16 protein-coding genes are annotated in these 19,878 nt (G+C 70.2%); 4 read left to right on the top strand and 12 right to left on the bottom strand.

Going from position 1 to position 19,878, the window contains the following annotated elements; translation table 11 throughout:
• Positions 1 to 16: 16 nt before the first annotated feature.
• Together HDC36_RS09515 and HDC36_RS09510 are read right to left on the bottom strand one after the other, a co-directional pair.
• A complete protein-coding gene (locus HDC36_RS09515; RefSeq protein WP_179566602.1) occupies positions 17 to 331 on the bottom strand; it encodes a PsiF family protein in 315 nt (104 codons plus the stop codon).
• Positions 332 to 558: 227 nt separating this feature from the next.
• The gene (locus HDC36_RS09510) at positions 559 to 1,308 is read right to left on the bottom strand and encodes a glucose 1-dehydrogenase (protein ID WP_179566600.1); all 750 of its coding nucleotides are present in this window, start codon (positions 1,306 to 1,308) and stop codon (positions 559 to 561) included.
• 97 nt (positions 1,309 to 1,405) lie between these two features.
• On the opposite strand from HDC36_RS09510, the gene HDC36_RS09505 reads away from it, so the two are divergent.
• Positions 1,406 to 1,777 carry a helix-turn-helix domain-containing protein gene (locus HDC36_RS09505; protein ID WP_179566598.1) on the top strand — a complete coding sequence of 124 codons (372 nt, stop codon included), beginning with the start codon at positions 1,406 to 1,408 and terminating at the stop codon, positions 1,775 to 1,777.
• A gap of 59 nt (positions 1,778 to 1,836) precedes the next feature.
• On the opposite strand, the gene HDC36_RS09500 is transcribed toward HDC36_RS09505, so the two are convergent.
• Positions 1,837 to 2,640: a helix-turn-helix transcriptional regulator gene (locus HDC36_RS09500; RefSeq protein WP_241093983.1), complete on the bottom strand. Its 804-nt coding sequence runs from the start codon at positions 2,638 to 2,640 to the stop codon at positions 1,837 to 1,839.
• Between the two features lie 66 nt (positions 2,641 to 2,706).
• Between HDC36_RS09500 and HDC36_RS09495 the strand changes: the two genes are divergently transcribed.
• Together HDC36_RS09495 and HDC36_RS09490 are read left to right on the top strand one after the other, a co-directional pair.
• On the top strand, positions 2,707 to 3,936 hold the full coding sequence (locus tag HDC36_RS09495) for an MFS transporter (RefSeq protein WP_179566596.1): 1,230 nt from the start codon (positions 2,707 to 2,709) through the stop codon (positions 3,934 to 3,936).
• A gap of 104 nt (positions 3,937 to 4,040) precedes the next feature.
• Positions 4,041 to 4,931 carry a GyrI-like domain-containing protein gene (locus tag HDC36_RS09490; protein WP_179566594.1) on the top strand — a complete coding sequence of 297 codons (891 nt, stop codon included), beginning with the start codon at positions 4,041 to 4,043 and terminating at the stop codon, positions 4,929 to 4,931.
• Here HDC36_RS09490 and HDC36_RS09485 read toward each other — a convergent pair.
• The 8 genes from HDC36_RS09485 to ybaL all read right to left on the bottom strand — a co-directional run bounded on the left by HDC36_RS09485 (position 4,928) and on the right by ybaL (position 17,080).
• Positions 4,928 to 6,124, bottom strand: coding sequence for a type III PLP-dependent enzyme (locus HDC36_RS09485; RefSeq protein ID WP_179566592.1), 1,197 nt, complete (start codon positions 6,122 to 6,124; stop codon positions 4,928 to 4,930). The genes HDC36_RS09490 and HDC36_RS09485 overlap by 4 nt on opposite strands.
• Positions 6,121 to 7,884, bottom strand: coding sequence for an IucA/IucC family protein (locus HDC36_RS09480; RefSeq protein ID WP_179566590.1), 1,764 nt, complete (start codon positions 7,882 to 7,884; stop codon positions 6,121 to 6,123). The genes HDC36_RS09485 and HDC36_RS09480 overlap by 4 nt, the downstream gene beginning before the upstream one ends.
• Positions 7,862 to 9,034 carry an MFS transporter gene (locus HDC36_RS09475; protein WP_179566588.1) on the bottom strand — a complete coding sequence of 391 codons (1,173 nt, stop codon included), beginning with the start codon at positions 9,032 to 9,034 and terminating at the stop codon, positions 7,862 to 7,864. Before HDC36_RS09475 ends, HDC36_RS09480 begins: the two co-directional genes overlap by 23 nt.
• Entirely contained in the window at positions 9,031 to 10,857 is a 1,827-nt protein-coding gene (locus HDC36_RS09470; RefSeq protein WP_179566586.1) for an IucA/IucC family siderophore biosynthesis protein, read from the bottom strand. Before HDC36_RS09470 ends, HDC36_RS09475 begins: the two co-directional genes overlap by 4 nt.
• The gene (locus HDC36_RS09465; RefSeq protein WP_179566584.1) at positions 10,854 to 12,080 is read right to left on the bottom strand and encodes a siderophore biosynthesis protein PvsA; all 1,227 of its coding nucleotides are present in this window, start codon (positions 12,078 to 12,080) and stop codon (positions 10,854 to 10,856) included. Before HDC36_RS09465 ends, HDC36_RS09470 begins: the two co-directional genes overlap by 4 nt.
• A gap of 251 nt (positions 12,081 to 12,331) precedes the next feature.
• On the bottom strand, positions 12,332 to 14,389 hold the full coding sequence (locus tag HDC36_RS09460) for a TonB-dependent siderophore receptor (RefSeq protein WP_255432716.1): 2,058 nt from the start codon (positions 14,387 to 14,389) through the stop codon (positions 12,332 to 12,334).
• A 91-nt stretch (positions 14,390 to 14,480) separates the two neighbouring features.
• Entirely contained in the window at positions 14,481 to 15,212 is a 732-nt protein-coding gene (locus HDC36_RS09455) for an aldolase/citrate lyase family protein (RefSeq protein WP_179566580.1), read from the bottom strand.
• Positions 15,213 to 15,400: 188 nt separating this feature from the next.
• The gene (ybaL, locus tag HDC36_RS09450; RefSeq protein ID WP_179566578.1) at positions 15,401 to 17,080 is read right to left on the bottom strand and encodes a YbaL family putative K(+) efflux transporter; all 1,680 of its coding nucleotides are present in this window, start codon (positions 17,078 to 17,080) and stop codon (positions 15,401 to 15,403) included.
• A gap of 662 nt (positions 17,081 to 17,742) precedes the next feature.
• Here ybaL and HDC36_RS09445 point away from each other — a divergent pair.
• Positions 17,743 to 19,260 (top strand): MASE1 domain-containing protein, encoded by a 1,518-nt coding sequence (locus HDC36_RS09445; RefSeq protein WP_179566576.1) that lies wholly within the window; start codon positions 17,743 to 17,745, stop codon positions 19,258 to 19,260.
• On the opposite strand, the gene HDC36_RS09440 is transcribed toward HDC36_RS09445, so the two are convergent.
• Positions 19,250 to 19,684: a hypothetical protein gene (locus HDC36_RS09440; RefSeq protein ID WP_179566574.1), complete on the bottom strand. Its 435-nt coding sequence runs from the start codon at positions 19,682 to 19,684 to the stop codon at positions 19,250 to 19,252. The genes HDC36_RS09445 and HDC36_RS09440 overlap by 11 nt on opposite strands.
• Positions 19,685 to 19,878 lie beyond the last annotated feature (194 nt).

The raw sequence follows: 19,878 nt of genomic DNA, 5'->3' as shown, positions 1-19,878 counted from the left end.
CTGTGCGGCCGGCCGACTACTGCTTCTTCAGACAGCCGCTCATGAAGGTCTTGCGCGCATCGCCCTGCAGTTTCTGCGTGGCCGCCTTGGCGTTGCAGTCCTTCATCCGCTGCTGCGAGGCGTTGCCCGATGCCGGCGCCGCACTGCTGCCGCTGAGGCAGGCCTTCTGCGCGGCCTTGTAGTCGTCGCCTTTCTTGCCCTTGTTCTGGGCCGAACACTGGGCCATCAGCGACTGCTGCGCGGTCTGCGGCCTGGCTGCGGCGGCGGCCAGCGGCGGCATGGCGCTCAGGCCCAGCAGCAGGCACACGGCGAGGGAGAGGGAACGGGTCATGGCGGTGCTCCGGTCGGTGGTGCGCGCATCCTGCGCCTGCGGGTCTGACCGGACTGTGACACGGTTCACGGGATAGCGGGAGAGAATCGATTCGGCGGCTGGCCGAACTGGCGCTCGAACCGTCCTAGCCGAGTGCGACCCCCCACGCCGATGAGGCGGTCACCCGTTCCGGCCTGCGGCAGATGCGCTGCGGTCATTGGCCGCAGCGCATCGACAGCGCAGATCAATCAAACCTGCGCGAACCCGCCATCCACGAACATTTCGCTGCCGGTGATGAAGCTGCTCTCGTCCGACGCCAGGAACAACGCCGCCGCCGCGACTTCGTCCGCCCGGCCAATGCGCTCCAACGGGATCTGCGCGGTCATGCCGTCGATGATCGCCTCCTGCTGGCCCGTGCTGGACAGCGCCAGATCCAGGCCCGGCGTCGAGATCGGCCCCGGCGAAAGCACGTTGACGCGAATGCCGGTGCCTTTCAGGTCCAGCGCCCAGCTCCTGGCGAAATTGCGCAGCGCGGCCTTGGTGGCGCTGTACACGCTGAACGCCGGTGTGCCCATGGTGCCGGTGGTCGAGCCGGTCAGGATCACCGAACCGCCGGCGCGCATCAGCGGCAACGCCTTCTGCACGGTGAACAGCGTGCCTTTGACGTTGATGCCGAAGGTGCGGTCGAAGGAGTCTTCGGTGATCGATCCCAGCGGCTGGAAGTCGCCCAGCCCCGCATTGGCGAACAGCACGTCGATGCGGCCCTTGGCGGCTTCGACCTGGGCGAAGACGCGGTCCAGATCGTCCAGCTTCGAAATGTCGCCCTGAATGGCGATGGCGTCGGCACCGATCAGGCGCAGTGCCTTGTCCAGTTCTTCCTGCCGGCGTCCCACGATGACGACCTGGGCGCCTTCGGCCGCAAAGCGCACCGCGCTTGCCAGACCGATGCCGCTGTTGCCGCCGGTAACCACTGCAATCTTGCCGTTGAGCCTGCTCATGATGCGCTCCAGAGAATGTCGAGGCGCAACTGTAGATCCGTGCTTTTATTTTGAATAGTATGCACCATCAGGTAAGTACCTTCGGAGCGATCGGATCATGGCCAACACCCCTTTCAGTTGCGGTCTCGAGGCCGCCCTGTCCGTGCTCGGCGGCAAGTGGAAGCCGCTGATTCTCTACAATCTGGCGAAGAACGTTCATCGCTATGGCGAATTGCGGCGTGCCATCGGCGGCGTGACCGACAAGGTGCTGATCCAGCAACTCAAGGAGCTGGAGCGCGATCAGGTCGTCGCGCGCATCGACTTCCAGGAGATCCCGCCCAAGGTCGAGTATTCGCTGACCCCTTTCGGGCAATCCCTGGCGACCGCACTGGGAGGGCTGTGCGAGTGGGGCACGGAACACATGCAGACGGTCGAACGCATCAGCGAACGCCGCGCGTCCGCCGCTTCCATATCCGAATCCGCTGCCTGATCGTGCGCCCCCAGCCTGCAGGCGGCGGTGGCGGCCGCGCGGCAGCGGATGCGGCGCCGCTAACGGAAGAACTGGCTCGGCGGCTGGCCGAACTGGCGCTTGAACATCGCGGTGAACGCGCTGGGGCTGTCGTAGCCCAGTTCCAGCGCCACGTCGATGATGCGGTCGCCGGCGGCCAGCCGTTCCAGCCCGCGCAGCAGGCGCAGCTGCTGCCGCCATTGGCCGAAGCTCATCTGCAGTTCGCGCCGGCACAGGCGCTGGATGGTCTTGACGTCCACGCCCAGCCGCGCCGCCCAGTCGTGCAGGGTGGTGCCGTCGGCGGGATCGGCATCGAGCGCGGCACCGATGCGCAGCAGGCGCGGATCGTGCGCCTGCGGCAGGTGCAGCGGCAGCGCCGGCAGGGCGTGCAGCTCGTCCAGGATCAGCCGCATCAGGCGTCCGTCGCGCGAGTCGGCGGCGTGGTCCCAGGGCACGCTGGCGGCGCTGCGGATCAGCGCTTCCAGCAGCGGCTCCACCGCCATCACCGTGGGCTGCGTCGGCATGCCGGCGATCGCGCCGGGGCGGATGTACAGGCTGCGCATCCCCAGCGTGCCGACGCAGCGCACGCTGTGCACGGTGCCGGCCGGCATCCATAGCGCGCGGGTGCTCGGCACCACCCAGTGGCCCTGGCCGGAGCGCACCACCATCAGCCCGTGCAGCGCGTAGACCAGCTGGTGGCGCGCATGCCGGTGCGGAGCGATGGCGGTCTCGCTGGGATAGTCGGCGGGCTTGCACACCACGTCGGCGGGCGCGTCGTCGATGCTCCACGCGGCCGGCGCGACGCTGGCGGTCTCCCTGTCCTTTTCTCGACGAGTGGTGGGCATGTTGCGCAGGAAGGTCGAGGCGGGTCAGCCTACCATGCGCGCCGAGCCCCCACTGACCGGTCCGCCATGTCGAGCCTGCGCCCTGCCGCCGCCACCGTTCCTGCCGCCGCCCCGCCCCGCCCGGTAGTGGCCGGGGTCCTCGCCGCGATCACCTCCTCGCACTTGATCAACGACATGATGCAGTCGCTGATCCTGGCGCTGTACCCGGTGCTGAAGGGCCAGTTCCAGCTCAGCTTCGCCCAGGTCGGGCTGATCACGCTGACCTACCAGCTGACCGCCTCGCTGTTCCAGCCGCTGATCGGCTTGCGCACCGATCGCCGCCCGGCGCCGTACTCGCTGCCGCTGGGCATGACCTCGACCCTGTGCGGCCTGCTGCTGCTGGCGTATGCGCCGAGCTTCGCGATGGTGCTGCTGGCCGCGGCGCTGGTCGGAATCGGCTCGGCGATCTTCCATCCCGAATCCTCGCGCATCGCGCGGCTGGCCTCGGGCGGGCGGCATGGGCTGGCGCAGTCGGTGTTCCAGGTCGGCGGCAACACCGGCACCGCGCTGGGGCCGCTGATCGCCGCGGCGGTGATCGTGCCCAACGGCCGCCACGCCGTGGCCTGGTTCGGCGCCGCGGCGCTGCTCGGCATCGCCCTGCTGTCCTACGTCGGCCGCTGGTACGCGCTGCACCTGCAGGCGGTACGCGCCGCGCCGCGGCCGCTCGCCACGGCGCCGGCATTGCCGCGCAAGACCGTGCTGCGGATCGTGGCGATCCTGCTGCTGCTGATCTTCTCCAAGTATTTCTACATCGCCGGGCTGAGCAGCTACTACACGTTCTATCTGATCCAGCGCTTCGGGGTGTCGGTGCAGAGCGCGCAGCTGCACCTGTTCGCGTTCCTGCTGGCCTCGGCGCTGGGCACGCTGATCGGCGGTCCGGTCGGCGACCGGATCGGGCGCAAGCCGGTGATCTGGGTGTCGATCCTGGGCGTGGCGCCGTTCGCGCTGGCGCTGCCGTACGTGGGGCTGCATGCGGCGACCGCACTGACCGTGCTGATCGGTTTCGTGCTGTCCTCGGCGTTCTCGGCGATCCTGGTGTACGCGCAGGAAATGATGCCCGGCCGCATCGGCACCATCTCCGGGCTGTTCTTCGGCTTCGCCTTCGGCATGGGCGGGTTGGGCGCGGCGGTACTCGGCCTGCTCGCCGACCGCGAGGGCATCGTGTTCGTGTACCAGGCGATGTCCTATCTGCCGCTGCTGGGCATCGTGGCGGCGCTGCTGCCGAGCCGGCGTCCGCTGCCGGCGCAGGCGCACTAGCGCAGCCCCGGGGCGCGGCGAGCGGGCTGGGCGATCGGCGCAAGATCGGGAACGCGTGGCGCCGCGCGGCGCGGCACACTGGCTCGACCTTGCGGAGATCGGCCATGCGACAGACGCGGATGTCTTCCCAGCAGCGCGGCATCGAACGCGCGCTCGCACACCTGCAGCAGTGCGTGCAGGCGCGCGCGGCCTTGCCCGGCCTGGCCGAGCTGGCCGCGGTGGCGCACCAGTCGCCGTTCCACTTCCATCGCGTCTACCGCGCCATGACCGGCGAAACCGTCGGCCGCACCGTGACTCGGCTGCGCCTGCTGCATGCGTTGCAATTGCTTGCCGGCACCGGCTCGATCACCGAGATCGCGCTGGCCGTGGGCTACGAGACGCCGCAGGCGCTGGCGCGCAGTTTCCGCAATGCGCTCGACGCCAGCCCCAGCCAGCTGCGTGCCGATCCGGCGGCGCTGGCCGCACGAACGCAGGCGCTGGCGCAGCCGCCGCGGCAGGCCGTGGATGCGGCACCGGCACCGTTGCGGATCGCGGTGCGGACCTTGGCGCCGTTCGAGGTGGTGGTGCTGCGCCGGCGTGGCGCCTTCGATGCGCTGGATGCCGGCTTCGGCCGCCTGTTCGCCTGGGCGCAGCGTGCCGGCGTGGCCGAGCGGCTGCAGGCGCTGGTCGGCATTCCGCTCAGCGACCATCGCGACCTGCCAGCGCGCGCGCACGTGTTCGAGTGCGCGATGGGTTTCGATGCCGCGGTGTCGCCGCCGGCGCCGTTCGCGCTGCGCACGCTTGGCGGCGGCGACTACGCGCTGCTGCGCCAGGTCGGCAGCTACGCGCAGCTGGAGGACGCGCTGGATCGGGTGTTGGCCGACTGGCTGCCGGGCAGCGGCCATGCGCTGCGCGATGCGCCGTTGCACTACCTGTATCTGGACGATCCGGAAACGGTGGCCGAAGCCGAACTGCGCGCCGACATCTGCGTGCCGGTGCAGCGCGACGCCGGCTAGCCCGTCTCGTCCACGAACAGCATCTGCGGCGGCGGATGCATCAGGAACCGCTGGTGCGAGATGTTCCAGGCATAGGCGCCGGCGAGCGGGAACGCCAGGCAGTCGCCCGGCGCCAGCGCCGCGACCGGTTGCGCGCGCGCCAGCACGTCCTTGGGCGTGCACAGCTGGCCGACCAGGGTCACCCGCTTGTCGCGCAGCAGCGGTGGCTGCGTGCCGCGCAGCACCAGGAACGGATGGTCGTGGGCCTGCGCGGCCGGGGTGCGGAAGTGATGGGTGCCGCCGCGGCCGATGGCGAAATACTCGCCATGGCTGCGCTTGATGTCGAGCACCTCCATCAGATACCAGCCGCAGCTCGCGCTGACGTAGCGGCCCGGCTCCAGGCGCAGGCGCAGGCCGTCGCCATGCGCGCGCAGCAGCGCCGGCAGGCCGGCGCAGAACCCGGACCAGTCGAACGAGGCCGTCGCATCGGCGTAGTTCACGCCGAAGCCGCCGCCGGCGTTGACCGTCAGCGGACCCAGCGCGTAGGCCTGGCGCCAGCCCTGCACGGTCTGCAGATAGCCGGCGACCAGGCGCAGCTGCGCCTGCGCGTCGCACTGGTGCGACATCAGGTGGAAGTGGAAGCCGGCCAGCTGCAGCGCCGGCGCGTCGCGCAGCAGCTGCATGGCCGCCTCCAGGTCGAGCGCGTCCAGCCCGAACGGCGAGGGCCGCCCGCCCATCACCAGGCGCGTGTCCTGCATGCCGGGCACGGCGATGTTCATGCGCAGGAACAGCGGCACGCGGCGCCCGGCGTGCGCGGCGATGCGCGCCAGCCGCTGCAGTTCGCCCAGGCTCTCCACGTGCAGCGTGCACTGCGGGAGCGACGTGGCCAGGCGCAGTTCGGCGTCGAGCTTGCCGGGACCGCCGAACAGCAACGGCCGCCCCGGCTGGTGGTCGCCCAGCCATTGCAGCTCGCCTCCGGAAGCCGCCTCGAAACCGTCCACCCACGGCGCCAGCGTGCGCAGCAGTGGCGGCTCGGCATTGGCCTTGGCCGCGTAGTACAGCTCGCACTCGGCGGGTAGCTGCGTGCGCATCGCTTCGGCATGGTGGCGCAGCGCCGCCAGGTCGTAGACGTAGGCGCACACTGGTCCGTCGCCGCGCTCGCGCAACTGCGCCAGCGCGGCCGCCAGCGGCGCCGGATCGATGCGCAGGCTCATGCCGCGGCCTGCCGTTGCGCCGGCATGACGATCGGATTGGGCAGCAGGGTGTAGTCGGCATGGCGGTCGGCGCGTTGCAGCAGGCGCAGGCGCAGATTGTTCTTGGCCGGCAGCGGCGCGCCGTCGAGCAGGGCCTGCAGCGCCGGTTGCGGGCCGTGGCGCTGCTGCCAGGCTTGCGCGATCTCGCCGACGATCCGCCATAGCCGCCGCTCGCGGTGGTCGTGGCCGTCGGCCAGATGGAAGATCGCCTCGGCCAGATTGTTGACCAGCGCGCAGTAGGCGATCCGGTTCCAGCCCTGTTCGGCGCTGTAGTACAGCGACTGCCGCGCGGTTTCGGACATGCCGTGCAGGCGCGCGGCCGGCCAGCGCGCCGGCAGCAGCTTGGTGCCTTCCAGATCGCGGATCCAGACCCGCGCCGGCAGGCCGTCCGCGCAGCCGATCACGGTGTTCTGCAGGTGCGGCTCGAGCACGATGCCGTAGTCGAACCAGGCGCTCCAGACCCCGTCCAGCAGCAGTCGCGCATAGGCCCGGAACCAGGCCGTGGTGGCCGCATCCAGGCTGCCGTGGCGCCGGGCCAGCGCCTGCAGCGGCGCGGCGCAGGCGGCATCGCCGCGCGCGTCGCGGGTGAACAGCGCGCCGGCGACCTGCGGTTGGAAGCGCAGCCGTTGCGGCGCGGGGATGGCCTGCCGGTAGAGCATGCCGAAGCTTTCGCCGAGCGCGCGGCAGGCCTGCGCATCGCCGCCCAGCGCCGAGAAATCCAGGTCGGTGGCGGCCGGTTCCAGCAGCACCTGGAAACCCGGCACGCGCTGCGCCAGTTCGCGCCAGGCCGGCGCCAGCAGGCGGGTCAGCGCGACCGCGCTTTCCAGTTCGTACCAGGCGTTCTTGCGCACGCAGTTGGTCAGGCGCACATGCACCGACAGCTTGAGGAAGTAGTCCAGGTCGGCGTGGTAGAGCGTGCGCACCGACGAGGTCGGGCGCAGCGCGAGGCCGCGTTCGCCCAGCGGTTCGATCCAGCCGCGCGCCTGCGCCTGGCGCAGCAGCGGGTGCGCGAGCACGCGCTCGGCTTCCCATGGATGGCACGGATACAGATCCGCTGCGCCGCCGGCCTGCGCCAGCGTGGCGCGCATGTCCTGGCCCTGCGCGCGGTACAGGCGCGGGTCGATGCGGAACCAGAACAGCGGGAAGCGGCTGCGCGCCTCCGGCGCGCAGGCCAGCACCTGCGCCAGCGGCACGCCTTCGCGGCTCTTCGGCGTCGGATGCAGCGCGTGTCCCCACAGCATCGATTGCTCGGCATCGATCATCGCCTCGCCGCTGGGCGCGGCGGCGTCGGCGCAGCGCAGCAGCTGCGCGGTCACCGCGATGCTGTTGTCGCTCTGCGCGAGCAATTCGGCGTTGAACGCCTCGCCGTCGGCCAGTTCCTGCAGCAACAGGCGCACCAGCGCCGTCGCGTCCAGGCAATGCCACGGCTGTCCGTTGGCTTTCAGGTACGGCGCCGAGTCGAAACGGCAGCGGCCGAGCGTGTCGGCCTGGGCCAGGCGGAGGCACAACGCGGCGCCGGAAGGCAGCTGCAGGCGCAGCCAGCGCTCGCCGGCGCTGGCGATGCCGGGACGGTCCAGGCCGCGGTAGTCGAAGTCGGCCTGGCCGCGGCCGATCGCCACTTCGCGCAGGTAGCAGTTGAGCCAGCAGGTGATCGCCTGCGCTTGCGCCAGGCTGTCGTACCACGGGTCGTGCAGCGGGTCATGCGTCGCGAGCGGGGACATGCGCGGTTCTCCGTACGGAAGTGAGCGAGAGGGCCGGCGCCAGCGCCAGCAGGGCCGCGGCGGCCGCGGCGAGGAACGGCACGGCCAGGCCGTGGCCTTGCACCAGGGCGCCGGCGAGCGCGCCGCCGGCCACGCCGGCGTACTTGCCGAATGCATCGAAGCGGCCGAACAACTGCCCGGCGGCGTGCGCGCTGGCGATGCCGGCCAGGCTGCGGTTGAGTCCGCGCAGCGCCATCCACATGCCCACGCCGAACAGCAGGCGCGCGGCGATCAGCCACGCTGGCGCCTGCAGCACCGCCTGCAGCAGGCAGGCCAGCGCGAACAGCGCCAGCCCGGCCGGCAGCGGCGAGGCGCGGTGCTCGCTGCCGCGCCAGCACGGCAGCAGCACCAGGTAGACCAGATGCGGCAGGCTGTACAGCAGGCCCGCGGCCGCGGCGTTGCCGATGCCCTGCGTCTGCGCGTAGGGCAGGAAGTATGGGAAGGTCACCACCATCGCGAAGCAGAACAGGAACTGCGTGCCCCACAGTGCCCAGCGCTGCCGGCGCCGGCCGGCGTCGTCGTGCGCGTCGGCATTCGCCGCAGTGGCGGCGTGGCGTGGCCGCGGCGGGTCGGCGGGCAGTCGCCAACTCAGCGCGAAGGCGAGCAGCGGCAGCAGCGCCAGATAGCGGTACAGCGATTGCGCCGGGCCCAGCGCGCTGGCCAGGCCGAGCAGCGCCGGCGCGGTGACCATCGCCAGCCGCGCCGAGAACTGGGTCCAGTCCAGCGCGCGCGCCAGCGGCCCGGTCCGTGCCTGCGTGGTCAGATAGGCATTGGTCGCGGCCAGCGAACCGCCGCAGGCGCCTTGCACCACCAGCCCGGCCACCAGCCAGCCCAGGTCGGGGGCGAAGCCGGCCATCGCGAACCCCAGCGCCAGGCCCAGTTGCGCGCGCAGCAGCGAGCGCTTGCGTCCGTAGCGGTCGGCCAGCCGGCCCCAGGCGCCGGCGGTGAGCGCGGTGCACAGCGTCGGCAGCACGTACAGCACGCCGCTCCAGCCGATCGCCGCGCCCGGCGCCAGCTGTTGCAGTACCTGCGGCAGGAACAGCGGCATGCCCAGCGCAGTGAACGCGGCCAGGTAGTGCGCGGCCAGCACCGGGCCGAGCACGCGCTTCATCGCGCCACCCCGTGCGCGGATGCCGCCTGCGCCGGCACCGCGACAGCGGGTGCTGCCGCAGCGGCGCTCTCCTCGCGCTCCTCGCGCAGCAGATTGGGCGCGCTGTCGCCGTAGAACTTGTTGATGTCGGCAGCGCCGGTGATCTGCTTGCCGAGCAGGCTGCCGGCGCTGAGCAGGTACTTCACCGGCAGCCGCGGCGCCGCCAGCAGCGCCTGCGCCGGTGCGGTATCGATGCCTTCGCCATGCAGCTCCCGCAGCGTGCCGTGCAGGCGCGCGCGCAGTTGCGCGTACAGCGGCGCGCGCAACGCGGGCTGTGCTTCGGCCAGGCCTTCCAGCACCGCCTGCAGGTCCAGTTGCAGGATGATGGTGCAGAACATGCGCGCCAGCGCGGCCTCGTCTTCCACCGCGATGCGCACGTCGCGCGGCGGTCCCCACTGCGCCAGTTGCGGCCGCTGCGCATACAGCCGCGACAGTTTCACCCGCGCCGCGTCGTTGTCCTTCAGCAGCAGGCGCGGTGCGCGGCCGGGGGCGTAGATCAGCACGCTGTTCTGCTGGTTGGCCTCCAGCGCGATGCCGTAGCGCAGCCACAGCCGCAGGTGCACCTGGCACATCAACCCGAGGTAGGCGTCCCACCATGCGTGCAGGTCGCCGCCGTGGAAGCGCTCGGCCAGGTGCAGCGCCAGCGGGCGGCCGTCCGCCATCGCGGCGCACAGGCCGGCCACCGGCACCAGCGTCGCCTCCGGCAACGGCGGATAGCGGCGCAGCAGATAGGCCAGGTGGCGCGCCTCGCCGACCTGGCCGGCGTGGGATTCGTCCACGTGCAGGTAGCGCGAGCCCAAGGCCGGATCGTCCGCGGCGATGGCGCGCAGCACGCGTTCGAACCAGTGTCCGTCGTGCAGCGTGGACGGCTTGATCAGGCGCAGGTTGAGCGCGCCCAGGCTGCGCATCGGCAACGGCAGCTTGAGGTGGTGGTCCGGATGGTCCAGCGGGACGACGGTGCGTACCGACAGCGACGGGCGCACCTGCAGCCATGGCTGCGGCGCGGCGATGGCGCCGTCTGGCAGCGCAAAGTCCGCTTCGCCCAGGCGCGCGAAGGTCAGCGGGTGCAGCGGCCAGGCGATGTGGCTGGCGTCCAGCGCCGACGCCAGGCCGAGCGTGCTCGGACGCGGCCAGAACGCCGGCGGCGGCGTGGTCTGCGCCACCGCGGCCGCCGGCAGCGCCAGCCAGCGCAGCGCGAAGCACGGCGCGAACTCGGGCGCATAGTGCGGCAGCTGCGCGTCGTCCAGTCCGACCTTGGCGCGCGCGGTCGGATAGAACGGATGGTCGCGATGGCTGGCCAGCTGTTCGCAGCGGTAGGCGCGTTCGTACGCATCGGCTGCGTCCAGGGCGGCGGCCAGCGACGGGCGCTGTTGCGCGTACGCCTGCCGCGCCAGCGCACGCTGGCGTACCGCGCACTCCGCTTCGTCGGCATAGGCGCGGTGCAGGCGCCGGGTGTCCGCATCCAGCCCGGCGCTGATCCGTGCCAGCCAGGTGGCGGCGCCGGATTCGAAGGCGACGCGGTCGCCGTCGCGCAGCAGCCAGCCGTCGCTGCAGGCGCTGAGGTCCTGCAGATAGCCGCGGCGTTGCAGCGGCAGCCACAGTTCGCCGTCGGGCAGGTGCGCGATACGCCACCACAGCGCGTTCGGCAGTGGTGCCGGCCAGGCCGCGAGCAGGGCCGGCGATGGCGTGGCGGCGGCGCCGCGGCTGACGATGCCGCGCAGGTCTTCGCGCAGGCAGGCGTCGATGATGCGCAGGTCGATGTAGCGGCGGTCGTCCAGGTTCATGGCTGCGCTCCCGTGCCGGCCTCGATCCGCCACTGCAGCGGCGCCTCGGCCGCGGCCAGCGCGAGCGGCAGGTCGGCCGCGGCGTCGGCGAGCACGTCCAGCGCGCCCAGGTAGTCCTTGTTGGAATGGCTCAGGCGGATGCTGTCGCCGGGTTGCCGCAGGCGCCGGTAGCGCGCTTCCCAGCGCGTGTCGTTGCAGGCCTGGTCGTCGCTGGCCATGGCCAGGGTGCCTTCGGCGTCGGCGACGTAGTAGCGCACCAGCGCGTGTTCGCGCTGCGCGCGCAGGATGGGCAGCGGCTGTCCCAGGTGCAGGCCGAGCACGCTGTCGAACCAGCGTCCGCCGAACATGCGGTCGAGCAGGAATTCGCGGCCGTCGCCGATGCTGCGGTAGTTGATCTCGACCAGTACCGGCCCGTCGGCGGTCAGGATGAATTCGCTGTGGCAGGCGCCGAAGCCGATGCCGAATGCCTGCAGCTGCGCCACTGCCTGGCGCAGCGCCGGCGTGTCGGCATCGCCGCGCCAGCTGGCCTCGCATTCGACGAAGTGCGGCGGTGCCGACAGGCGCACCTCGAAGCCGCCCAGCACCTGCAGGCGCTGTCCGTCGCCGAGCGTTTCCACGGTGAACAACGGCCCTTGCAGCACGCTCTCCAGCAACACGCTGCGCTGCGGATGGCGCTGCCAGAAGTCGTCCAGATAGGCCTGCAGCGCGGCGGCGTCGGCGCAATGGCGCACGTCCAGGCTGGCCACGCCTTCGCGCGGCTTGGCGATCAGCGGCCATGGCGCCTGCGCCGGCAGCGGCGCGCCTGGCGCCAGGCTGCAGAACCACGGCACCGGCAGGCCGCGCGCGCGCAGCCGCTGGCGCATCGCGGCTTTGTTCTTGGCCGCATAGCAGATCTGCCAGTCCTTGCCCGGCAGTGCCAGCGCGGCGGCGACCAGCGCGGCGCTGGTCTGCAGATGATCGCTGTTGCTGAACACCGCGCGCGGCTGCAATTGCAGAGTGCTGAGCAGGTCGAGGACGCCGAGCGGATTGAACACGTCGCACTCCATGATCTGCAACGGCACCGTGGGCGGATGCCGGCGGAAGTGCGCCAGGTGGTCGTGGCGGCGGTCGGTCAGCAGCAGCACCGGAACGCCCAGGCGTTGTGCCGCGGGAATGAAACCATCGGTCACTGCCGGATGGCAGACGTGGCTCAGGATCAGCAGGGGAGCGTCATGCGGGGTCATGATCGGTTCTCGTTCGGAAGACAGGGGCGGACGCGCGCGCCATCGCGCGCGGCCGCGATCTGCGGACACGGGGAGCAGGAGGCCGCGGCTGCGGCGCTTGGGGACTGCCTGGCGCACGCATCGGGCGCGCGCTGGGTGCGTTGCGAACGCGGCCGCGTTCGCCGTAAAGGCTCGCGTCTCCCGCGAGCGGCGGCGCGCCGGGTGGCGCGCGGTACTGCAAGGCTACCGTCGTCGTTCGACGGCAGCGGCGATCAGAAGCGGTATTCCAGGCCGAGGGTGACGCTGCGGCCCGGCGCCGGTTGCCGGCCCCACGGACTGGTGTCGATGCCGCGGTACCAGTACTTGCGGTCGAACAGATTGTTCACTGCCAGCGAGGCGCTGAGCTTGCCGCTGTCGCGCTCGCTGAGCACCTGGCTCAGCTGCGCGTTCCAGACCCAGTACGCCGGCAATTCGCCGACCGAACCGATCGCGTTTTCCTGCACGCTGTTGGCGGCATCGCTGAAGGCGCGGCTGAAGTAATAGCCGGACACTGCGACGGTGGTGTGACCGGGCTGATAGGACGCGCCGAGGCTGAGTTGGTTGCGCGAGGTGTAGGGCACCAGCTTGCCGTCGTAGGCACCCGATTCCTGGCGCGCGTCCAGGTAGGCGTAGCCGGCGTTGAGGGTCAACGCGCGCAGCTGCGCCGGACTCCATTGCAGTTCCACCTCGCCGCCCTGGTGGCGGGTCTTGCCCAGGTTGCGATAGGTGCGGGTGGTGTTGTCGAGCTGGATCTGCTGATCGAAATCGATCAGATAGCCGCCGAACTGCACGCGGGTACGGTCGTTGGGCTGGTAACGCGCGCCGGCCTCGTAGTTCCAGGCCAGTTCGGCGTCGAGATTGTCGCCGTAGATGATCTGGGTGACCTGCGGCGCGCGCAGCGAGCGCTGCCCGTCGGCATACAGGTACCACTGCGCGCTGGCCTGGAAACCCAGGGTCAGGCCGGGCAACACGTCGCTGGTCTTGTTGCGCGTGCTGGCGCCGCTGGCGAGGTTGTAATAGCGCGAATCCACCCGCTCGTAGCGCAGCCCCGGGGTGATGGTGACGCGGTCGTCGGCCAGCCCGATCGCATCGCTGACGTAGGCAGCGGCGCCGCGGTCCTTGAAGCGCCAGTCGCGCACCAGGGTGTACAGCCCGTCGCTCAGCCGCGTATTGCCGACCAGGAAGTCGATGTCCTCGCTGATCGCGCGCGCGCCCACGGTCCACTGCTGGCTCACCGCACCGGAGTCTATCTTCCAGCTCAGCCGCGGCTCGCTGCCGTAGACCTTGAAATCGCGCGGCGCGCTCTGCCGCAATTGCGGCGGCAGATCCGCACGCCAGGTCTCGCTGGACGCCGAGCGCATGCCGACGATGAAGTTGCGGCTGCTGCGCGCGCTGAAGTTGCTCCAGTCCAGGCGCAGGTCGTGGAACGGACCCAGGTCGCCGAAGTCCTGCTGGTAGACCAGCGAGGCGCGCGTGGTGCGGCCGGTGAATGCGTCCAGCGGCCGCGTCGACTGGCGCGTATCGCGCAGATAGTCGGCGGTGGACAAGGCGCCGGCCATGTCCATGTCGGCCACGTAGCGCTGCACGCTGGCCTTGAGCAGCTTGTCCGGGGCCAGCCACCATTCGGCGCGCAGGCGCAGGTTCTTGATGTCGGTGTCGCTGTGCTCGCGCCAGTACTCGCCCTTGGTCCAGTTCGCGTCCAGCTGCAGGCCGAACGTATCGCTGGCGTAGCCGCCGGTGCTGATCGCGGTGTCGCTCAGATAGTGCCCGGCGCCGCCGGCGGTCACCTTCTGCCCGAGCGTGGTGGTCCAGGTCGTGGGGATGTCCGGACTGATCAGGTTGATCACGCCGCCGACGTTGTTGGGGCCGTACTGCACCGCCGCGCCGCCGCGCACGATGTCGATGCGGTCGACCTGGTTGAGGCCGACCGGGAACAGCGACAGGCTGGTCTGCCCGTACGGCGCCAGTGCCAGCGGAATGCCGTCCTCGAGCACCTGCACGCGGCCGCTGCGGCTCTCGTACAGGCCGCGCAGCATGATCTGCGGCAGCGCGCCGGTGCCGGTCTCGTCGAACACCTTGATCCCCGGCACGCGCTGCAGCGCGTCGTCCAGCGAGCGATTGGCGCCGTTGCGCAGCTGCGCGTTGTCGATCACCTGGCGGCTGCCGGCGTAATGCTGCACGTCCTGCACGGTGGAGCGGCCGAGCAGGCTGCCCTGCACCTGCACGGTATCCAGCTGGCGGATCCGTGCCGCTGCGTCCTGCGGGTCCTGCGCCTGCTGGGCGCTGGCCAGGGGCGGGGCGAGCAGGGCGGCGCCGACGGCCAGGGCCAGCAACGAGGGGGAAAGCGAAACGATCAAGGCGACGACTCCGGAGAACGAAGGATCAATGCGCGCGCAGCTCGGCGGCGTGCTGGCGCAGCGCGGATTGCAGCAGCGCGCGGTCTTCGCCGGCGAACAGCCACTGCAGGTCCGCCTGCGCCAGCCAGTGCCGGCGTTGCGCCGCGTCGCGCGGATTGGGACAGAACGGGATACCGGCGTCGCCGCAGGCCGCGGCGATCGCCAGCAGCTGCGCCCACACCTGCGGATGGGTCGGCTGCGGGCCGACGCCCAGGTCCAGCGCCAGGTCGAGCGCGCCTTCCATCACCAGCGACACCCCCGGCACCTGCAGGATCTGCGGCAGGGCGCGCACGCCGGCGGCGCTTTCGATCATCGGCACCACGCGCAGGGTGTGCCGGGTGCGTTCGATGTAGTCGGCCAGCGCGACGCTGCCGAAGCTGGTGACGCGGCCGCCGCTGATGCCGCGCCGGCCGCGCGGCGGGAAGTGCGCGGCGGCGACCGCGCGCTCGGCCTGCTCGGCGCTGTCCAGCCCGGCCAGCACCACGCCGCGCGCGCCGGCGTCGAGCACCCGGCCGATCAGCTTGGCGTCGACCTCGGGCACCCGCACCCAGGCTTCGCAGCCGCCCAGTTCGCAGGCGCGGATCGCGTGTTCCAGCTCGGCCGGCGAGCGCAGCACGTGCTCCAGGTCGAGCACCGCGAAGTCGTAGCCGAGGTGGCCGAACATCTCGCACAGCAACGGGATGGGCACCGAATTGAGCAACCCGATCTTGCAAGCCATGGGGGAGGGCGAGCGGGGCTGGGGAAGGGGCTGCAATCCTGGCCTAAACGATAATGGTTATCAAGTAGGTTTCGGTGGCGGCCGGCTGCATTCGTGTAGACGCTTTTTGTGCGCGCCGGCACCTATGCAGGGATGCAGCGCGCTTGCGCCGGTGGCGCGGGCTTCTACGAACGGACGCCGCGCAAGCCTCAGCCCGGCACGGCGCGCATGGCGCGGTACGGCGGCGTCGCCATCACCATCTCGGCCAGCGAATAGGCCAGCTCGCGCTCGGCCATTACCGTGCCGTCGGCGCCGTGCTCGAGCAGGTGCTTGACCTCGGCATCGCTGTGCGCGCGGGCCAGCAGGGTCAGTCCGGGATTCAGCGCGCGCAGCTTGGCCAGCGCCTCGCCGGCTTCCAGCGGCTGCGGGATCGCCAGGATCGCGATCTTGGCTTTTTCCGGATGCGCCTCGGCCAGCACCCGGTCGGCAGCGGCGCTGCCGCGGATGCCGGGGATGCCGTCGGCATGCGCGCGTTCCACGTGCTCGCGGTTGTCGTCGATCACCAGCACCGGCACCCCGCGCTCGCGCAGGACCGCCGCCAGCGTGCTGCCGACCCGGCCGTAGCCGATCACGATGGCGTGGTCGACCAGATCCAGCGACGGCCCCGGCGGCAGTTCCGCTTCCACCGTCACCGGCGCATCCACCGCCTGCCTGGCCTGCCAGCGGTCCAGCCAGGTGAACAGCAGCGGGTTGGCGATGATCGACAGCAGCGCGCCGGCCAGGATCAGGTCGCGCCCGGTCTCGGGCAGGATCGCCAGGCTGACGCCGAGCCCGGCCAGGATGAAGGAGAACTCGCCGATCTGCGCCAGGCTGGTGGAGATGGTCAGGGCGATGCCGGTGGGGTGGCCGAACGCGCGCACGATCACGAACGCGGCCAGCGACTTGCCCACGGTGATGGTCAGGAACGTGGCCAGCACCTGCCACGGATGCTCGAGCAGGATGTGCGGGTCGAACAGCATGCCGACCGAGACGAAGAACAGCACCGCGAACGCATCGCGCAGCGGCAGCGAATCGTTGGCCGCCTTGTGGCTGAGCTCCGATTCCTTCAGCAGCATGCCGGCGAAGAACGCGCCGAGCGCGAACGACACCCCGAACAGGGTCGCCGAGCCGAACGCCACGCCCAGCGCGATCGCCAGCACCGACAGCGTGAACAGCTCGCGCGAGCCGGTCGCGGCGACCTTCTCCAGCACCCACGGGATCGCGCGGCGGCCGACCACCAGCATCACCACCACGAACGCGGCCATCTTCAGCAGGGTGATGCCCAGCGCACCGAGGATCGCGCCGGTGCCGGCGCCCTTGCCGCCGAGCGCGTCGGCCAATGCCGGCAGCAGCACCAGCGCCAGCACCATCACCAGATCCTCGACGATCAGCCAGCCCACCGCGATGCGCCCGCGCAGGGTTTCCAGCAGGCGCCGTTCCTCCATCGCGCGCAGCAGCACCACGGTGCTGGCCACCGACAGCGCCAGGCCGAACACCAGCCCGTGCAGGGTCGGCCAGCCCATGCTCCAGGCCAGGCCCCAGCCGAGCAGGGTTGCGACCGCGATCTGCGCCAGCGCGCCGGGGATCGCGATCCATTTCACTTCCATCAGGTCTTCGAGCGAGAAATGCAGGCCGACGCCGAACATCAGCAGCATCACCCCCAGTTCCGACAGCTGGTTGGCCAGCGCCTGGTCCGCGACGAAGCCGGGAGTGAACGGACCGACGCAGATGCCGGCCACCAGATAGCCGACCAGCGGCGAGAGCTTGATGCGGTGGGCGAGGGCGCCGAGAACGAAGGCGAGGGCGAGCCCGACCGCGATAATGTCGATGAGACTGGTGTCGTGATGCATGCAGATTCGCGGAACAAGATTGCAAGGAGTGTGGCCGATGCGGCTTTTATCGGCAAATCAGGGTGCCGGCCTCATGCGCGGCGATGCTTGTCGGGCGCGTCGTGGCCGGGGGCCGGATCCGCGGCGTGCAACGCCTGCTTGCGCACCACCGGGCCGCTTCGGGTTGTCGAGCGACGCTGTCGCCGCCCGGCCGTGCCGGAGGCCGGTAGCCGACACGCTCCGCGCTGCACGACAGCGATGCGGAGCGTGCCAGGGCAGGGGCGGGTCGGGCGCTTCGGCAAGACATGCGTCGCGTTCCCATTTCCCCGCGTTCCGCCGCCGCTGCCGAGTGCCGGCCGCTCCGTCCGATTCTAGTCAAGCCGCGCCGCTCCGACAAAATGCCGACAATCGCCGCCGCCGCGCCGATGCAGCGCTCGCCGCATACGTCGCAGCCCAATGGCGGCGGCACTCTCACGGACGCGTGATACGCGAAACCGGCAAAATTGCGCCGGTCTGGGACCATGCCGAATGAGATGCCGGTCCCAGCCTCTCCGAAATCCCCGCAAACCCCCGCCGCGCAAGGCGTTGCCGCCGTATTGCGCTGCGCAAACTGTCTACTGTGCGGGCTTGCGCCGTGCTGTATGTTTGCGCCAATTGGGCATCCTGCCAAGGATCAAGGTGGCATGGCTACACTGAAAAAATTCGCTGGCGGCATCCTCCTGAGCGCGGTCTATTGCGCGCTCTACATGTTCGTGTGGCGCTGGTCGGTGGACCAATGGTTCCTGCCGGCCGGCTTGCGCGCGGCGGCGTTGCTGTTCCTGCCTTACCGGCTGTGGCCCTACGTGTTCCTGGGCGATGCCGCCGCCTTGCTGACGATGCGCTTGCCGATGGCCAACCACGACGGGGTCAGTGAGCTGTGGGCGTATCTGAGTCCGTTCCTGGCGGCGCCGCTGTTCGCGTTGCTGCCGTGGGCTTTCCGCAGCCGCTTTCCCGGCGCGTCGGCAGTGCAGCGCTGGTTGCCTTTGCTCACGGTTGGCCTGGCGCTGTGGGGCCTGCTGGTCAACAAGGCGGTCAACGCGATGTTGGACGGACCGGCCGCCTTCATCACCCTGGAAACCAGCGTCAGGTACTGGATCGGTAGCTACCTCGGCATTCTGATGTTCTTCCTGCCGGCATTGCTCTGGCTGCGTCGCAAGACCGATAAATTCATGCCCAGCAAGCTGTTGCGCGACTCCGCGATCGCGGTCCTGGCGGTGGCGGGCATCTTCGTGCTGGCCATGCAGACCTCGGGCCTGATGCACCAGGTCGTGCTGCTGGCGCTGTTGGTGCCGGGCGCCTGGCTCACCCTGTCCTACGGCTGGCGTGGCTCGGCGGTCGGCGTGGTGCTGGCCAACCTGGCCGTTGCAATGTCGCTGCCGCGGGTGAATTACCCGGGCGCCTACGATCAGCAGGGATTCGATGTGCAGATGCTGATCGCGGTCGCGGCGACCCTGCTGTTCGTGCTCGGCTCGAAGATTTCCAGCGCGTTCCGCCAGGCGCGGCACTTCGGCTATGCCGAGCAGCAGGCGCTGCAGGTGGCGCAGGCCAGCTACATGTCGGCCGAGCGCACGCTGCGCAACCGGGTGATCGAGTACACCGATATCCATACCCACCTCAACAAGCTGCGCCGCGACATCGCCTCGTCGCTGAAGGAGCGCGGCCACTACGCTGCGGCCATGGAGATGAACCGTACCGGGGTGATCCAGGCGCAGTTGATGGACGACTACGTCGCCGCGCTGTATCCGCTGGACATCGAGACCCATGGACTCTACGGCGCATTGAGTTCCATCGCCTTCGCCAATGCCTGCGACACCGAGGTGGAGACGCGGCTGCGCGGCGAATCGCGGCAGTTGTCGATCGGCCTGCAACTGGCGGCGTACCGCTGCGTGCTCAATGCGATGGAGGTGCTGCCCAGCGGCAGCCGCCATCGGATCACGGCGCGGGTGTGGAAAGCGCGTGGCCGGCGTGGCCTGGTGGTGACGATCGCCGCCGATCCGGAGCTGCTGGTCGCCAGGAAAACAGCGGACAAGCGCGTGGACGAGATCGAGTGGGAACTGGCGAGCCGGCTGAAAGCCCATGACGGCACCTGCCGGCGCCGCCATGAGCTGAAGATGAGCTTCCTTGTCTCCGAACCGTCGGAGCGGCGCCCCGTCACTTCTTGATGGTGACGGTCCACGCGTCGCCGCTGGTGGTGCTGGCTCGCTGCACGGTGAAGTAGCGCGCATCGTAGACCACGGTGCCGCGGCTGTAGTCCAGCGCATCGACGATGCTGACCCGATCCACGTCCTTGCCCATCGGCGTCACCCAGGCGGTGTTTTCGATGCGTCCGATCGCGCCACGCACCTGCCCATTCGCGTCGTTGATCTGCAGGTAGGTCACCCCGTTGCGCTCGAACTGGTAGATGCTCACGGTTGCGTTGGCCGACAGATCGGTTGCGGCCGGTGCGCTTTCGCCAAAGCCCTGCCGGGCGATCTGGCTACCGCCGCCGGTGGGGCAGCAGGTCTGCGCATGAGCGGCCGTGGCAAACGCCGAGCACAGCAACACGCCCGACGCCAGCGCCGCGATTTTCGAAATATTCCATTCCATAGCTTTTCCTTCCCCTGCTAAGGGTCTATCGCCTGCCGTTCAGGCGATTCCACCTTACGCGAGTCGCAGAGGCCAGCTGTTGACAAATATGCGGTAGATACACGGCGTGCGGCGATATGCCGTTGATAGTTTGGGGATTGTCTGATTGTCTACAGAAGTAACTTCCTGCAGTTCTTGATTCGTGCTATCCGGTA

The sequence above is a fragment of the Xanthomonas sp. JAI131 genome, from assembly GCF_013410075.1.
Classification (GTDB): domain Bacteria; phylum Pseudomonadota; class Gammaproteobacteria; order Xanthomonadales; family Xanthomonadaceae; genus Xanthomonas_A; species Xanthomonas_A bonasiae.
This window is presented reverse-complemented; position numbering and strand designations above follow the sequence as displayed.

What these genes read in the sequence shown, in the direction of transcription:
- HDC36_RS09515 (WP_179566602.1), bottom strand. Translation starts at nt 331, where the DNA reads ATGACCCGTTCCCTCTCCCTCGCCGTGTGCCTGCTGCTGGGCCTGAGC.
- HDC36_RS09510 (WP_179566600.1), bottom strand. Translation starts at nt 1,308, where the DNA reads ATGAGCAGGCTCAACGGCAAGATTGCAGTGGTTACCGGCGGCAACAGC.
- HDC36_RS09505 (WP_179566598.1), top strand. Translation starts at nt 1,406, where the DNA reads ATGGCCAACACCCCTTTCAGTTGCGGTCTCGAGGCCGCCCTGTCCGTG.
- HDC36_RS09500 (WP_241093983.1), bottom strand. Translation starts at nt 2,640, where the DNA reads ATGCCCACCACTCGTCGAGAAAAGGACAGGGAGACCGCCAGCGTCGCG.
- HDC36_RS09495 (WP_179566596.1), top strand. Translation starts at nt 2,707, where the DNA reads ATGTCGAGCCTGCGCCCTGCCGCCGCCACCGTTCCTGCCGCCGCCCCG.
- HDC36_RS09490 (WP_179566594.1), top strand. Translation starts at nt 4,041, where the DNA reads ATGCGACAGACGCGGATGTCTTCCCAGCAGCGCGGCATCGAACGCGCG.
- HDC36_RS09485 (WP_179566592.1), bottom strand. Translation starts at nt 6,124, where the DNA reads ATGAGCCTGCGCATCGATCCGGCGCCGCTGGCGGCCGCGCTGGCGCAG.
- HDC36_RS09480 (WP_179566590.1), bottom strand. Translation starts at nt 7,884, where the DNA reads ATGTCCCCGCTCGCGACGCATGACCCGCTGCACGACCCGTGGTACGAC.
- HDC36_RS09475 (WP_179566588.1), bottom strand. Translation starts at nt 9,034, where the DNA reads ATGAAGCGCGTGCTCGGCCCGGTGCTGGCCGCGCACTACCTGGCCGCG.
- HDC36_RS09470 (WP_179566586.1), bottom strand. Translation starts at nt 10,857, where the DNA reads ATGAACCTGGACGACCGCCGCTACATCGACCTGCGCATCATCGACGCC.
- HDC36_RS09465 (WP_179566584.1), bottom strand. Translation starts at nt 12,080, where the DNA reads ATGACCCCGCATGACGCTCCCCTGCTGATCCTGAGCCACGTCTGCCAT.
- HDC36_RS09455 (WP_179566580.1), bottom strand. Translation starts at nt 15,212, where the DNA reads ATGGCTTGCAAGATCGGGTTGCTCAATTCGGTGCCCATCCCGTTGCTG.
- ybaL (WP_179566578.1), bottom strand. Translation starts at nt 17,080, where the DNA reads ATGCATCACGACACCAGTCTCATCGACATTATCGCGGTCGGGCTCGCC.
- HDC36_RS09445 (WP_179566576.1), top strand. Translation starts at nt 17,743, where the DNA reads ATGGCTACACTGAAAAAATTCGCTGGCGGCATCCTCCTGAGCGCGGTC.
- HDC36_RS09440 (WP_179566574.1), bottom strand. Translation starts at nt 19,684, where the DNA reads ATGGAATGGAATATTTCGAAAATCGCGGCGCTGGCGTCGGGCGTGTTG.